The following is a 14,315-nucleotide window of genomic DNA, read 5'->3' on the forward strand; positions in this document are numbered from 1 at the left end:
GCCCCCGGGCGGCTACGAGAGCAGGTCGCGCACCCGGTCTGTGGCCTTGCGCCGGCCAGGCCGGCGCCCGCCGTGGCGCAGGGCCGCCGCCTGCCGCAGCAGCTCCCGCTCCTCGTCGGTGAGGTCCCGGGGGACCTGCACATCGAGGCGGACGTGCAGGTCTCCCCTTCCCCCGCGGGTGTCGGGCAGCCCCAGCCCCCGCAGGGTCAGCACCGTCCCCGGTTGCACTCCGGGAGGAATCGCATGGCGGCGGGGACCCTGCAGGGTGGGAATCTCCACCTCGTCGCCCAGCGCCGCCTGGTAGATGGAAATCGGGACCGTGCAGTACAGGTCGCGCCCCCGGCGCTCGAACACCGGGTGGGGTCGCAGGTGGACCACCACGTACAGGTCTCCCCGGGGACCGCCGCGCGCTCCCGCCTCGCCTTCCCCCGGCACCCGCAACCGGGCGCCATCTTCCACCCCCGCCGGAATCGTGACGGTGACGGACCGGGTGGCCTCGGCGCGGCCGCGGCCGCGGCACTGCCGGCACGGGTGGCGCAGCACGGTGCCCTCCCCGCCGCAGGTGGGGCAGGTGCTGATCCGGGTGAAGGAGCCGAAGATGGTGCGCTGGGAGTAGGTCACCTGTCCCGACCCCCCGCAGGTGCGGCAGCGCTCCGGCGCCGATCCCCGTTCGGCGCCGGTCCCGAAGCAGGACGGACACGTGTCCAGCCGGCGGATCTCCAGGGTCTTGTCCACGCCGGAGGCCGCCTCCTCGAGGGTGATCTCCAGGTCGTAGCGCAGGTCCGCCCCGCGCTCGGGCCCCTGGCGGTCGGCCCGCACCCGGCGGCCGAAGAACATCTCGAACAGGTCCCCAAAGGGTTCAAACGGCCCGAACAGGTCCTCCGACGGGGCCGACGGCACCGGCTGCACGGTGCCATACCGGTCATACCGGGCCCGCCGCTCGGGGTCGCTGAGGACCTGGTAGGCCTCGTTGATCTCCTTGAACCGCTCGCTGGCCTGAGGATCATCCTTGCGGACATCGGGGTGGTACTCCCGGGCCAGCCGCCGGAACGCCTGCTTGATCTCTTCCTGGGTGGCGTTGCGGTCGACCCCGAGGATCTCGTAGTAGTCCCGCATCGCGGATCAGCGCGCCTCGGCCAGCGCGTCGCTGACGCTGTCGGCCAGATACCGGACCAGGGCCACGACCCGGCCGTAGGGCATCCGCGTGGGCCCCACGATGCCCAGGGCGCCCGCGGGGCGCCCGCCCACGCGGTAGGCGGCCACCACCACGCTGCACCCGCGCAGCGCCTCCACCCGGTGCTCGCTGCCGATGGCGATCCACACCGGGCGCTCGGCGGCGTCCTCCAGGAGGCCCGCCACCACCTCTTCCTGTTCCAGCGCCCGCAGCACCGGCCGGGCGCGCCGGGCATCGCGGAACTCGGGCTGCGCCAGGATGTTGGCCGTGCCCTCGATGTGGATGCGCCGGGCCGCCGACGGCAGCCGGCGGAGCACCCGCTCCGCCAGCAGCCTGACCACCCGGTGCTGCCAGGCGACCTCGTCCACCACCTGCTGGAGGAGCGCGTCGGTGATCTCGCCCAGCGGATATCCCTGCAGGCGCTGGCTCACCGTGCGGGACGCCCGCTCCAGGCCGTCGGGATCCATCGGCTCCTGCAGGTCCAGCGCGCGCGCCTGGAGCACGCCGGCGTCGGTGACGATCACCGCCAGCACCCGGGTGGCCTCCAGGGGGACGAAGTGGAGGTGGCGGAACGCCAGGCGCCGCGGGTGGGGATGGGACACCACCGAGGCGTACGGCACGAGGGCGGCCAGGGTCCGCGCGACCTCCTGGGGCACCCGCTCCCGTTCGGCCAGGGCGGCGGCCAGCCGGCGCCGCACCCAGTGACGCTGGGGGGCCGGCAGCCGCTCTTCCTCCAGCATGGAGTCCACGTACACCCGGTAGCCCCGCTCGGTGGGAATGCGGCCGGCGGAGGTGTGAGGCTGGGCCAGCAGGCCCATCTCTTCCAGGGCCGCCATCTCGTTGCGGATGGTGGCCGCGCTCACCCCCAGCCGGGCGCGGTGGGCCAGGGCCTCCGAGCCCACGGGCTCGGCGGTCTCCACGTACGTCTGGATCACCGCCTGCAGGATGTCCCGCTTGCGCGCGTCCAGCCGCGGCATCGCCACAGGCCCCTCACCGTCCGGCCGCCACCGTCCGTCTTAGCACTCAATGTTCAAGAGTGCTAACCGGCCTCCCCCACCATAGCACCCGCCGAAAAACAGTGTCAACGCAACCGGTCGCCCCCACCACCCGGCGCGGGACGGCCGCGCAGCAGAGCCACCACCAGACCCAGCTCGGCGACCCGCAGCACGCGGCACACGCCCACGTACGCCGCGAGCCCGCAGGCGGCGGCCAGGGCCGCGGCGCCGGCGGAGACCGGACCCGAACTCCCCGCCGCGCCGGCCACGGGGACCATGACCCCGCCGCCGAGGGCGGCGGCCAGGGCGGCGCGCCCGGCGGTGGCCAGAATCCGCCGGCCGTCCAGCCTGCCCAGGTGCCCGCGCAACGCCGCCAGCATGAGGGCCAGGTTGACGACGGCCACCACCGATGTGGCCGCGGCGATGCCCACCACCCCCCACCACCGCATGAACACCACGTCCAGCACCGCGTTGAGGGCGATCATGGCGACCCCGGTGCGCACCGGCGTGGCCATGTCCTGCAGGGCGTACAGGGTGCGGGTGACCACATAGTAGCCGGCGATGGCGGGCAGGCCTACCGCGTATCCGGCCAGGGCCCCCGCCACCGCCTGCGTGGCGTGAGGCCCGAACTCTCCCCGCTGGAAGATAATCCGCACCAGGGGTTCGCGCAGGGCCACCGCCAGGGCCGCCACGGGAAGGATCACCACCATCAGGGACCGCAGGGCCAGCGAGAACGTGGCCCTCAGATCGGCGCGGTCGCCCGCGGCCGCGTGGCGGGCGAGAGCGGGGAAGGCCGCGGTGGCCACCGAGATGGCAAAGATCCCCGCCGGCGCCTGCACGATCTCGTAGGCATAGTCCAGCGCCGCCACCGGGTGGACCGTCGGAGCGGCCGGCAGCAGGGACGCGAAGAACCGGTCCACGTAGGCGTTGACCTCCACCACCGCCAGGCCCAGCATCGCCGGCACCGCCAGACGGGCCATCTCCCGGATCGCGGGGTGACGCAGGTCCATCCCGACCGGGCGCAACCCCAGCCGGCGGGCCGGCCACCACTGCACCAGCATCTGCGCCGCCGTCCCCAGCACCCAGCTGAGCGCCAGGCCCCGGATGCCCACGCGCGGCCCCAGCGTCAGGGTGCCGACGATGATGACCCCGTTGAACACCAGCGGCGCCAGCGCGGGGGGCGCGAACCGCTGGTGGGCCTGCAGGAAGCCGGTGAGGTAGATGGCCAGCGCCAGGAAGAGCATGGCCACGAAGATGATCCGGGTCAGATCCACGGCCAGGTCCAGCAGCGCAGGCGCCCGGGCGAACCCCGGAGCGGCCAGCGCCACCAGGACCGGAGCCAGGGCCTGGCCGGCCACCGCCAGGGCCACGCCGCCCGCCGCCACCACGGTGAGGGTGATCCCCGCCACCCGCCGCGCCTCGGCCTCGTCCTGCGCCAGGAGCCGCGAGAGGGTGGGGATGAAGACGATGCTGAGGGTGCCGCCCAGCAGCAGTCTCTGGATGAAGAACGGCACCGAGTAGGCGACCACGTAGGCGGCCTTGGCGTCCGACGCCCCGAACAGCCACGCCGTCACCACCTCCCGCACCAACCCCAGGGCGCGGCTGACCACGGTGGCCCCGGCCATCAGGGATGCGGCCCGGACCAGGCGGACCGGAGCGGAGGGGGACGACGGGCTCATGGGACCGGCGCCGGCGGCCCGGCGACCGGACGGCGCCCTTGTGGGACGCGGCGGCGGTGTGGTAGGATACGCCCCGGCTCGGCACCCACGATCGGGGAGGCAGCGGTGGCCAAGAGGCTGCGGTCGGGACTGAAACACCAGCGCAAGTCGGAAAAGCGCCGCCTGCGCAACCAGAGCGTGCGGACCCGGCTGAAGACGCTGACCAAGAAGGCGCTGGCCGATCCCCGCCTGCTGCCGCTGGTCCAGGCGGAGTTCGATCGGGCGGCCCGCAAGGGCATCATCCACCCCAACAAGGCCGCCCGCAGGAAGTCGCGGCTGATGCGCCGCCTCGCGGCGGCCGCCGCCACCCCGTAAGGGCGGTCCACACGGCCCCGCTGCAACCCGTCTTCCCTCACCTCCGGTCCCGGGCAGCCGCATGCCGCCGGTGGCCGGGGAGCGGGTCCAGACACAGGCGGGCCACGAGCATCTGCAGAGCCACGCGTCCCTGGCCCGTGGACTTGACGGCCCGGTCGGCGTCCTGCAGGCGGCCGAAGATCTCCGGAAACGCGGCCAGCGGGAAGTTCCGCGCCTGGGCGGCCAGGCGCCGGGCCACGAACGGGGGCACCCCCAGGGCCTCCGCCAGGGCCGCGCCCGGACGCCGGCGCGCCAGCAGGACGGCGGCCCGGTACAGCAGGCGGAACTGCCGGGCGATCATGAACAGGACGTAGGCCGGCGCCTCGTCCCGCACGATCTCCTCCAGAGCCGCCAGGGCCCGGTCGGCGGCCCGCTCGCCCACCGCGTCCACCAGGGCGAAGATGCTGGTGTCCGCCTGCCGGCTCACCACCGCGTCCACGTCGGCCCGGGTGATGCGGTCCCGCCCGGCGCAGGAGGCGAACAGCTTCTCCATCTCCAGGGACAGCTGCCGCAGGCCCGGGCCCGTGCGGGCGATCAGCAGGTCCGCCGCGTCCGGGTCCATGCGGAACCCGGCCGACCGGGCGCGGTCGGCGATCCAGGCTGGCAGTTCCCGGATGCTCAAGCGGGGGAACTCCTGGACGTGGCCCATCCTCCGGATGGTGCCGTACAGGCGGCGCCGCCGGTCCAGGCCCGCGGCCACCAGGATGAGGGCGGACGGAGGAGAGCCCCTGTCCAGGTAGGCCGCCAGGCGGTCCTGAGCCGGGACAGGCCAGGCGTCCACGTCGCGGATCACCACCACCCGCCGCTGGCCGAAGAAGGGCAGCGTGTCCACCCGGGTGATGGCGTCGGCCACGTCCACCTCGTCCGCCCGCAGCATGTCCAGGTTCAGGGCGCGCTCCTCGGGCGGGATCAGCCGGTCCAGCAGGTCGCGCAGCGCCTGCTCGACCAACAGGTCCTCCTCCCCGTGGAGGAGGTAGACGTGGGCGGCCGCGCCGGCCGGCCGGTCAGGGTTCTGCGGCATGTCGGGTCGGGCGCACCCACATCTGCCGTCCGTCGGTGACCACGGTGACGGCGCCGTGGCGGTCGGTGCGGTAGACGGCGGCCCCCTGGGCCAGCAGGGCGTCCACGGCCGCGGGGTGGGGATGGCCGAAGGGATTGCGGGCGCCCACGGAGATGACCGCCACCCGGGGGGAGACGGCGCGCAGGAACTCCGGCGAGCTGCTGGTGGCGCTGCCGTGGTGGGCGGCCTTCAGCACAGCGCTGCGCAGGTCGCGCCCCTGCCGGACCAGGTCGGCTTCGGTCAGGGCGTCAATGTCGCCGGTCAGCAGCACGCTCAGGGCACCGTATCGCACGCGCAGGACCACCGAGTTGGCGTTGACGTCCGAGGCGGTCCCCTCCACGGGAGGATCCGGCGGGTTCAGGATCGACGCCACCACTCCCCCGCCCAGCTCCAGGCGCCCGCCCCGCCGGGCCGGGATCACGTCCAGCCCCCGGGCGCGCACCGCCAGCACAAAGCGCGGGTAGGACGGAGCCGGATGGCCCACGCCGGCGTCGAGGACCAGACCTATCGGGAAGTTCTGGACGACGGCGGGGAGTCCTCCGACGTGATCCTCGTGGGCGTGGGTGAGGACCACCACGTCCACCGACCGCACCCCCAGACGCCGCAGGGCCGGGACCACGCGCCTCGCCCCGATGTCGTAACCCGTGATCCGCCCCTCCACCTCCCCGCCGCCGTCCACCAGCAGAACCCGGCCCGACGGCGCCCGGACCACGATGGCGTCACCCTGTCCCACGTCCAGAAACGTGACCACCAGGTGAGGCGGTGCGGCGGCGGCCACCAGGCGCAGCCACAGCGCCGCGGCCAGGGCCAGCGCGGCCGCAGGTGCCGCCGTCCCGGGGGACAGCCGCAGGCCGCCCCGCGCCCACCCCGCCAGCAGGGCCAGAACCAGATAGCAGGCGAGGAGGCCGGCGGCGGAGGGTGCGGGCACCGCCACGGTGGCCAGGGGAAGGCGGGATGCCGCCGAGGCCACGGCCCACAGGGCGTCCAGAAGGAAGGCGAGGGGTGGAGCGGCCGCCAGCGCCAGCGCGGGCAGGACCGCGCCCGCGCAGGCCACGGCGAATCCGGCCGGCACCAGCACCGCCACCAGGGGCAGCGCCGCCACGTTGGCCACGAGCCCGGCCACGGGGATCTGCTGGAAGTGGTATGCCAGCAGCGGCGCCACCGCCGCCTGAGCGCACGCGGTGGACACCACCAGCGTGTCCGCCAGGCGGGGCGCGGCCAGCCGGGACGCCACCGCCGGCGCCAGGACGATCAGCGCCCATGCGGCGGCAAACGACAGCTGGGCGCCGGCGTCGAACAGCAGCGCCGGCGAGGTCACCAGCAGGGCCAGCGCGGCCAGGGCCAGCCCGGCGGCCGGGTCGGCGGGCCGCCCCGCCCCGGCGGCGGCCAGACCGGCCAGGGCTCCCACCGTGGCGCGGAAGACCGAGGGGACCCAGCCGGCCATCAGCGCGAAGAACGCCACCGCCCCCGCCGCCACCGCGGACGAGGCCGCCGGGGGCGCCCGCAGCAGGCGTGTCAGCCACAGGACCGCGGCCAGGACCAGGCCGACCTGCGCCCCGGAGACCACGAGCACGTGGAGCAGCCCGGAGCGGGTGAATGCCTCGACGGTCGAATCGTCCAGGGCCCCGTCGTCGCCCAGGAGGAGGCTGATCAGGATAGCGCCCCGCCGTCCGGGCAGCGCGTCGCGGAGGACGGTCGTCAGGCGGCGGCGCACCGCGTCGGCGGCGCCGATCAGGGAGTTGACCCGGCCGCGCCCCACCACGCGCGCCGAGGCGGGATCGGCGTACAGGAGGGCGGCGATGCCCCGCGCGGCCAGATAGTCCCGGTAGGAGAACTCCCCCGGATTGCCGGCCGGCGGAGGACTGACCAGACGTCCGCGCACCCGCACCCGGTCTCCCGGACGGATGTCCGTGCCGCCCCGGACGGAGACCAGGACGCGTCCGGACGCCGCCCGGATGCCGTCCTCCTCCACCGCGTCGGCGGCCACGACCACCCGGACGCCGGCGGGGGTACTCCGCGCCGGCCCGACCACCGTGCCGGTCAGGACGACCCTCCGGCCCAGGGCCTCCCGCAGCGCGGGCGAGAGGGCGGGCTCCTCGTGCACGCGCAGCCACAGCCCGCCGGCCGCAACGGCGGCTGTCACCAGGAGCGCGCCGGCCGACCGCCGGACGGCCAGGAGCATCCCCGCGGCGGCGATCGCACCGGCCAGCAGCCCGGCCCACGCCCACGCCGTCAGGCCGGATCCCCGTCCCAGGGCGACTCCCAGGGCGAAGGCCGCGGCCAGGTGCGCGATCGGGCGCGACATTGCCGGTCGGCGGGCCGGCCGGCACTGCGGTCCCGGCGGCCCCGCGCCCCGATCATGCCCGGACCGCATCGGGGAGGCCATGCCCCGCCCCGGCCATTGAGGGGAGATGCAGTTCGATCTACGCGATCTACACGGTCGCGCAATCGGCGCAACTTACCGGATAGGCCGATATCCGTCAGATCGCGCAGATTGCGCAGATTGGGTAGATCGACGTCATCGCCTCGCCGCCAGGTCGTCGCGGATGCGCTCCAGGAAGCGGTCCACCTCCATCGGGCCCAGGTCGCCCGCCGACCGGCTGCGCACCGCCACCTGGCCGCTTGCGACCTCCCGGTCGCCCACCACCAGCATGTAGGGGACGTACTCCAGCTGGGCGCGCCGTACCTTATAGCTGATCCTCTCGCTGCTGTCGTCCACCTCCGCCCGCAGGCCCCGCTCCGCCAGCGCCGCGGCCACCTGCCGGGCGTAGGCCGCGTGGCGGTCGGTCACCGGCAGCACCCGGACCTGCACCGGCGCCAGCCAGGCGGGAAACGCCCCGCCGTAGTGCTCGATGAGGATGCCCAGGAAGCGCTCCAGCGAGCCCAGGATGGCCCGGTGGATCAGGACCGGCCGGTGCTGGAGGCCGTCCTCGCCCATGTACGCCAGGTCGAACCGCTCGGGCAGGACGAAGTCCAGCTGGATGGTGGTCAGCTGCCAGCGGCGGCCCAGGGCGTCGTACATGAAGATGTCGATCTTGGGGCCGTAGAAGTTGGCCTCGCCGACGGCCCGCTGGTAGGGCGTCCCCCGCCGGCGCAGGGCGTCCTCCAGGGCGGCTTCCGCCTGCTCCCACACCTCCGGCCGCCCCGCAAACCGCCCCGGCTGGGCGGGGTCGCGCACCGACAGCATGATCTCGTAGCGCTGGAATCCGAACGCTCCCAGCACGGCGAAGGCCAGATCCATCAACCCGGTGATCTCCTCGCCGATCTGGTCGGGCCGGGCGAAGATGTGGGCGTCGTCCTGGGAGATCATCCGCACCCGCAGCAGGCCGTGCAGGACGCCGGAGCGCTCGTAGCGGTACACCGTGCCGATCTCCGCCAGGCGCACCGGCAGCTCCCGGTAACTGCGCGTGCGGCTGGCGTAGATCATGATGTGGAAGGGACAGTTCATGGGTTTGACCAGGTACTTCTGCTGGTCGATCTCCATGCCGGCGAACATGTTCTCGGCATACCACGCCATGTGCCCGCTGCGCTCCCACAGGTGCTGGCGGGCCACGTGGGGCGTGTACACCCACTGGTAGCCGCGCCGGTCCAGCTCCCCGCGCAGGAACTCCTCGATCAGGCGGCGGACCAGGGCGCCCCGGGGGTGCCACAGGACCAGACCCGGGCCGATCTCGTCGTTGATGCTGAACAGGTCCAGCTCCCGGCCCAGCCGCCGGTGGTCCCGGCGGCGCGCCTCCTCCAGGCGCTGCAGGTACTCCTCCAGCATCTCCGGGCGCGGGAAGGAGATGCCGTAGATCCGCTGCAGCATCTCCCGCCGCTCGTCCCCCCGCCAGTAGGCGCCCGCCACGCTGAGCAGCTTGACGGCCCGGATCATCCCCGTGCGGGGCAGGTGGGGCCCGCGGCACATGTCCAGAAAGCCGTCCTGGCGGTAGAAGGAGACCTGGGGATCGGTGATCTCGTCCAGCAGCTCCAGCTTGTACGTCTCCCCCATCTCCCGGTACAGGCGCAGGGCCTCGTCCCGGGGGATCTCCACCCGTTCGATGGGCTGATCCCGGGCGGCGAGCTCCCGCATACGCTCCTCCAGCCGCTGCAGGTCCTCGGGAGACAGCGGGCGGCCCACGTCGATGTCATAGTAGAAACCGTCCTCGATGGGCGGCCCGATGGCCAGCCGGGCATGGGGAAACAGCTCTTTCACCGCCTGCGCCAGCAGGTGGGCGGAGGAATGCCAGTAGACTTCCCGGCCCTGGGGGTCGTCGAAGGTGAGCAGCTCCACCCGGGCGTCGGTCTCCAGGCGGGCCGACAGGTCCCGCAGGACGCCGTCCACTCGCGCCACCAGGGCGTCGGGCACGCCCGCGTCCCGGGCGATCTCGGCCACCGAAACGCCCCGGGGATAGACCTTCACCCGCCCGTCCGGCAGCGTAACGCGAATTCCGTTCACGGCCGCACCTCGCCTCCTCCCATCAAAAAACCCGTCCCTGCATGGGACGGGCGTGCCCGCGGTTCCACCCTGCTTCCGCCCGGACGCGCCGGGTCGGCTCTCTGATCCCGATGACGGGGGGTCCGGCGGCCCCTCCCGCACCGCCCGCGCGGCGGCTCGGGACCGCGGCTCGGAGGTGGTACCCTCCGGTTCGCCGGGGGAGGCTCGCAGCCTGAGGCCTCCCTCTCTCAGGCCCGGCGTGATGCCGGAGGGCGTGTCCCCCTCATCGCCTGTCGGAGGCAGTATAGACACCGGCTCCGGCGGTGTCAACGCCGCCGGCGGGGGTGTCAGGCCGGACCGGGTCCGTACGCCTGCCGCACGCTCCAGGGCACCACCGTGATGCTGACCAGGCGTTCCGTCCCGTCGAACAGGTCGGCCAGATCGGCGACGGTCACCCGCAGCTGGTAGCTGAGCACCCGGTCGATGTTCTGCGGGACGCTGCGGACCACGTCCACCAGCTCGTGGACCCGGTACACCCGCACGATGCCGGGATCGGCCGCGGACCGGATGGGGCCCCGGCTCACCACGTGGACGGGAACGCCGCGGCGGTACTGGAGCTGCAGCTCCACCGACCCGCCTCCCGGGTCCCGGAACCGGACGTGCTCGGTCACCGTGGCCGAGGTGTCGGTCCCCTTGGCGTAGTACTCCCGGGTCACCGAGCCCAGCCGCGCGGTCCGGTAGGCTCCCGGGACCGCCCGGGGGTGGGCGGTGAAGGTGCGGATGTTGAACCCCGCCTCCTCCCCGGTCTGGGGATGGCGGGCCGGAACCGCCAGCCCGATGGACCGGCTGACGGCGTCGGGAGCGGGCTGGCCGGAGGCATCGGTCCGCAGCAGCGTGTCGGTGAAGATCACCGCCAGGTTGGCCCCCCGGGAGGCACCGCCGGACACCGGCGCCACCTGCCAGGGGGCCGGCAGCCGCGACTGCGCGGCCTCGGGGCGCACGGCCAGATGCAGCACGGTCTGGGTGGCGATGGTGAGATCCAGCAGCACCTCGCTCACGGCCGGGTGTCCAGGACCAGCGTCACCGGCCCCAGGTTGTGGATCTCCACCACCATCCGGGCTCCGAAGATCCCGGTGCGGACCGGCACCCCCAGGGCCTCCAGGTGCCGGTTGAACTCGCGGTACAGGGGCTCGGCCCGCTCCGGCGGCGCCGCCCGGATGAAGCTGGGCCGCCGGCCGCCGGTGGTGTCGCCGTACAGGGTGAACTGGGACACCGACAGCACCTCGCCGCCGACGTCCAGCACGCTGCGGTTGAGCCGGCCCTGGTCGTCGTCGAAGATGCGCAGGTGGGCGATCTTGTGGGCGAGGGAGCGGGCGTCGTCCGCGGTGTCGTCCACCGAGACGCCGAGGAGGACGACACAGCCCAGGCCGATGCGGGCCACCTCATCGCCCTCCACCCGGACCGCCGCCCGCTCGACGCGCTGGACCACCGCCCGCACGCCGCCTCCCACCCCTCCCCCACCGACGGGACGCCCCTCAGACCTTTCGACGCGCACGCGCCGGCCATCCTTGACCCCGACAGGGATTTCCGCTCCCGCCCGGCGCATATCCCCCGGGGGAGGGAGACCCATGGAGACGCACGATGCGGCGCTGATCAGGCGCATCCGCCGGCTGGAATGGTGCGTGGCGGGGTCGGCCGCCCTGTGGGCGCTCATGGCCTGGGGGCTGTGGGCGCGGGCGGCGGGCGCCGCCCCGCCTCCGGTGGTGCGGGCGGCAGCGGTGGAGGTGACGGATGCCACCGGGCGGGTGCGTGCGGTCCTCGACGCCGCCGGCCGCCGACCGGCTCTGGTCCTGTACGACGCAGACGGACGCCGCCGGCTGTCCCTGGGCCTGGGAGTCCAGGGCAACCCCGAGGTGGTCCTGGCCGACGCCCGCGGTCGGCCGCGGCTGCTCCTGCGCGCGGGCTACGAGCGGGCGGCGGAGGTGCAGCTCGCCGACGGATCCGGGCGTCCCCGGGCGGGCCTGTGGATCACCCACCAGGACGAACCGGGGTTGTGGCTGTTTGACGAGCTGGCCCGACCGCGCATCGGCCTGAAGGTCCTGGCAGGCGGTGTGCCGCGGCTGTGGCTGTTCGAAGAGTCCACCGGCCGCATCCTCTTCACGGCACCCTGACGGCCGCGGCGGGGTCTGTTCTCCCCTCTCCCCTCTTCCCTCTTCCCTCTTCCCTTCCCTCACCCCACCGGCCGCTTCACCAGGTCGAGGACCAGGGCCGCAGTCCAGGTGAACCCGTCCGCCCCCAGGCCGGCGCCCGTATACGGGTGGAAGTACTCGCGCCACCCGCCCCGGCGGACCAGGTCCACCGTGGCGGCGGCCAGGGCCGCGGCCCGGTCGCGCAGGCCCAGATCGTCCAGCCCCCGGGCGACCATCCAGTTGACGTTCACCCACACCGGTCCCCGCCAGTACCGGTCGGGCTCGAACCCCGGCTGGTCGGGCGGCACCGAGGGCACGGGCAGGCAGCCTGCGCAGCGGGCCAGATACCGGTCCAGGAGGGCGGCGGCCCCGGCGGCGTCCACCAGGCCACCGTAGATCGCCCCGAGCCCGGCCACCGTGTCGGCGGGAATGAGGGCGCCTGAGACCACGTCGAAGTCGGCGAAGATCCCGGACTCCGGCCGCCACAGCGTCCGCCGGTAGGCATCGGCAAACACGGCCAGGACGTCGGGGGACACCGCCGGCGGGCGGCCCAGGACGGCGGCGATGTGGTTGAGGTCCCGCGCCGCCCGGTACCAGACCGCGTTGAACAGCGCGTCGTACACCGCAAACGGCGTGCGGGGGAGCAGCCGGCGCAGGTCGTATCCCGCGTCGGCAATCATCTCCACCAGCGCGTAGTAGAGGTCGTAATCGCGGTCGGTCGGACGCTGGCGCGCCTCCACCGCCGCCGTGTCCTCCCGGCGGTACGCCCGCGCGGGGCGCAGGCCCCGTCCGACGGCCCCGTCCCACCGGGGACTGTTGTCCGTCCCGCTCTCCCACGGGTGGATGACGACGATCAGGGGACACCCGCCCGTGGTGCGCCGGTCCAGGTAATACCGCACCAGGTCCCGCAGAGGCTCCCACAGCCGCGCCCACCACCGGGGGGCGATGTCGGGCCGCATCTCGCCCACCATCCGCACGGCCGTGGGCAGCACCGGCGGCTGGGAAATCCCGCTGGTGCGCTCGGAGGGGTGGCGGACCGGGACCCCGGGCCACCAGGAGGGGTCCGGCTGGTAGCCGGCGGGCGCATGGGGCGCGTAGCGGATGTGGGGCAGGCAGCCGTCGGTCCACTGCCCCCGCAGCAGCGAGTCCACCTCGCGCGCGGCGCGGTCCCAGTCCAGGTGCGCCCACCCGATGGCGGCAAAGGCGCTGTCCCAGTTCCACTGGTGGGGGTACTGGCGGAGGCTGGGAGCGGTGTACTCCCCCCGGTCGTTGCCGCGCAGGACGGCCTCGGCGGCGGCGGCCAGGTCCGGTCCGGTCACGGCGTCGACAGGGCCTCGCCGGTGACCGCGTCCATCAGGCGGATCCGTGAGGGCGCCGCCCGCAGCCACACCCGCTGCCCGCTGGCGACGGCGGCGTCGGCCGGAACCGTGACCTTCACCGTGTGGCGGGCCACCCGGGCGGTGACCAGCTGGGTGGGCCCCACCGGCTCCACCACCACCACCTCCGCGGGCAGTGCGCCCGCCGCCGGGGAGGTCAGGACCTCCAGGTGCTCGGGGCGGATCCCCACGTCCACCGGGCCGCCCCGGGCGGCGAGGCGGGCCGCCCCGGAGGGCAGCGGGATCCGGACCCCCGCCACCGCGACCGCGGGACCGTCCCCGTCGACGGTCAGCTCGCCCGGCAGGAAGTTCATGGGCGGCGTCCCGATGAACTCGCCCACGAAGCGGGTGGCCGGGGTGTCGTAGATGCGGGCGGGGGTGTCGCACTGGACGATCTGGCCGTCCCGCATCACCGCGATGCGGTCTCCCAGGGACAGCGCCTCCACCTGGTCGTGGGTCACGTACACGGTGGTGGACCCCAGCTCCCGGTGCAGCCGCTTCAGTTCCGCCCGCATGTGCAGCCGCAGCAGGGCATCCAGGTTGGACAGCGGCTCGTCCATCAGCAGGACATCGGGGCGCATCACGATGGCACGCGCGACCGCCACCCGCTGGCGCTGCCCGCCGGACAGCTGGGCCGGGAAGCGGTCCAGCAGGTCGGCGATCTCCAGCAGTTCGGCCGCCTCCCGGGCGCGCCGGCGCTGCTCGGCCACAGGCAGCCGGTGCATCCGCAGCCCGAAGACGATGTTGTCGTAGACGGTCATGTGGGGGAAGACGGCGTAGGACTGGAAGACCATCGCGATCCCCCGCCGGCCCGGAGGCAGCCGGGTGACGTCGCGCCCGCCGATGACCACCCGTCCCCGGTCCAGCGTCTCCAGGCCGGCGATGGCCCGCAGGGTGGTGGTCTTCCCGCACCCGCTGGGCCCCAGCAGGACCAGGAACTCGCCGTCCCCGACGTGCAGGCTGAGGTCGCGGATGGCCACCACCCGGCCGAAGGTCTTGCGCAGCCCGGTCAGGGCGATGTCGGCCATGGAC

The 14,315-nt window shown here is 74.1% G+C and carries 12 protein-coding genes; 2 read left to right on the forward strand and 10 right to left on the reverse strand.

Going from position 1 to position 14,315, the window contains the following annotated elements; genetic code table 11:
• Positions 1–12 precede the first annotated feature (12 nt).
• The 3 genes from dnaJ to murJ all read right to left on the reverse strand — a co-directional run bounded on the left by dnaJ (position 13) and on the right by murJ (position 3,848).
• Complete coding sequence (gene dnaJ, locus RB150_03490) at positions 13–1,116, reverse strand: molecular chaperone DnaJ (protein MDQ7819605.1); 1,104 nt, start codon at positions 1,114–1,116, stop codon at positions 13–15.
• 6 nt (positions 1,117–1,122) lie between these two features.
• The gene (hrcA, locus tag RB150_03495) at positions 1,123–2,151 is read right to left on the reverse strand and encodes a heat-inducible transcriptional repressor HrcA (GenBank protein MDQ7819606.1); all 1,029 of its coding nucleotides are present in this window, start codon (positions 2,149–2,151) and stop codon (positions 1,123–1,125) included.
• A 104-nt stretch (positions 2,152–2,255) separates the two neighbouring features.
• Positions 2,256–3,848: a murein biosynthesis integral membrane protein MurJ gene (murJ, locus tag RB150_03500; GenBank protein MDQ7819607.1), complete on the reverse strand. Its 1,593-nt coding sequence runs from the start codon at positions 3,846–3,848 to the stop codon at positions 2,256–2,258.
• A gap of 105 nt (positions 3,849–3,953) precedes the next feature.
• Here murJ and rpsT point away from each other — a divergent pair, with 105 nt between their 5' ends.
• Positions 3,954–4,202 (forward strand): 30S ribosomal protein S20, encoded by a 249-nt coding sequence (gene rpsT / locus RB150_03505; protein ID MDQ7819608.1) that lies wholly within the window; start codon positions 3,954–3,956, stop codon positions 4,200–4,202.
• A gap of 37 nt (positions 4,203–4,239) precedes the next feature.
• Here the strand turns inward: rpsT and holA are convergent, their stop codons facing one another.
• The 5 genes from holA to dtd all read right to left on the reverse strand — a co-directional run bounded on the left by holA (position 4,240) and on the right by dtd (position 11,216).
• The gene (holA, locus tag RB150_03510) at positions 4,240–5,262 is read right to left on the reverse strand and encodes a DNA polymerase III subunit delta (GenBank protein ID MDQ7819609.1); all 1,023 of its coding nucleotides are present in this window, start codon (positions 5,260–5,262) and stop codon (positions 4,240–4,242) included.
• Positions 5,246–7,606 carry a DNA internalization-related competence protein ComEC/Rec2 gene (locus RB150_03515; GenBank protein ID MDQ7819610.1) on the reverse strand — a complete coding sequence of 787 codons (2,361 nt, stop codon included), beginning with the start codon at positions 7,604–7,606 and terminating at the stop codon, positions 5,246–5,248. The genes holA and RB150_03515 overlap by 17 nt, the downstream gene beginning before the upstream one ends.
• Positions 7,607–7,819: 213 nt before the next feature.
• A complete protein-coding gene (gene thrS / locus RB150_03520) occupies positions 7,820–9,739 on the reverse strand; it encodes a threonine--tRNA ligase (GenBank protein MDQ7819611.1) in 1,920 nt (639 codons plus the stop codon).
• Between the two features lie 326 nt (positions 9,740–10,065).
• Complete coding sequence (locus RB150_03525; GenBank protein ID MDQ7819612.1) at positions 10,066–10,776, reverse strand: hypothetical protein; 711 nt, start codon at positions 10,774–10,776, stop codon at positions 10,066–10,068.
• The gene (dtd, locus tag RB150_03530) at positions 10,773–11,216 is read right to left on the reverse strand and encodes a D-aminoacyl-tRNA deacylase (GenBank protein ID MDQ7819613.1); all 444 of its coding nucleotides are present in this window, start codon (positions 11,214–11,216) and stop codon (positions 10,773–10,775) included. Before dtd ends, RB150_03525 begins: the two co-directional genes overlap by 4 nt.
• A 130-nt stretch (positions 11,217–11,346) precedes the next feature.
• On the opposite strand from dtd, the gene RB150_03535 reads away from it, so the two are divergent.
• On the forward strand, positions 11,347–11,889 hold the full coding sequence (locus tag RB150_03535) for a hypothetical protein (protein MDQ7819614.1): 543 nt from the start codon (positions 11,347–11,349) through the stop codon (positions 11,887–11,889).
• 59 nt (positions 11,890–11,948) lie between these two features.
• Here the strand turns inward: RB150_03535 and RB150_03540 are convergent, their stop codons facing one another.
• Together RB150_03540 and RB150_03545 are read right to left on the reverse strand one after the other, a co-directional pair.
• The gene (locus RB150_03540) at positions 11,949–13,226 is read right to left on the reverse strand and encodes a hypothetical protein (GenBank protein ID MDQ7819615.1); all 1,278 of its coding nucleotides are present in this window, start codon (positions 13,224–13,226) and stop codon (positions 11,949–11,951) included.
• Complete coding sequence (locus RB150_03545; GenBank protein ID MDQ7819616.1) at positions 13,223–14,311, reverse strand: ABC transporter ATP-binding protein; 1,089 nt, start codon at positions 14,309–14,311, stop codon at positions 13,223–13,225. The genes RB150_03540 and RB150_03545 overlap by 4 nt, the downstream gene beginning before the upstream one ends.
• Positions 14,312–14,315 lie beyond the last annotated feature (4 nt).

It is taken from the genome of Armatimonadota bacterium, assembly GCA_031081675.1.
Lineage (GTDB): Bacteria > Sysuimicrobiota > Sysuimicrobiia > Sysuimicrobiales > Kaftiobacteriaceae > Calidihabitans > Calidihabitans tengchongensis.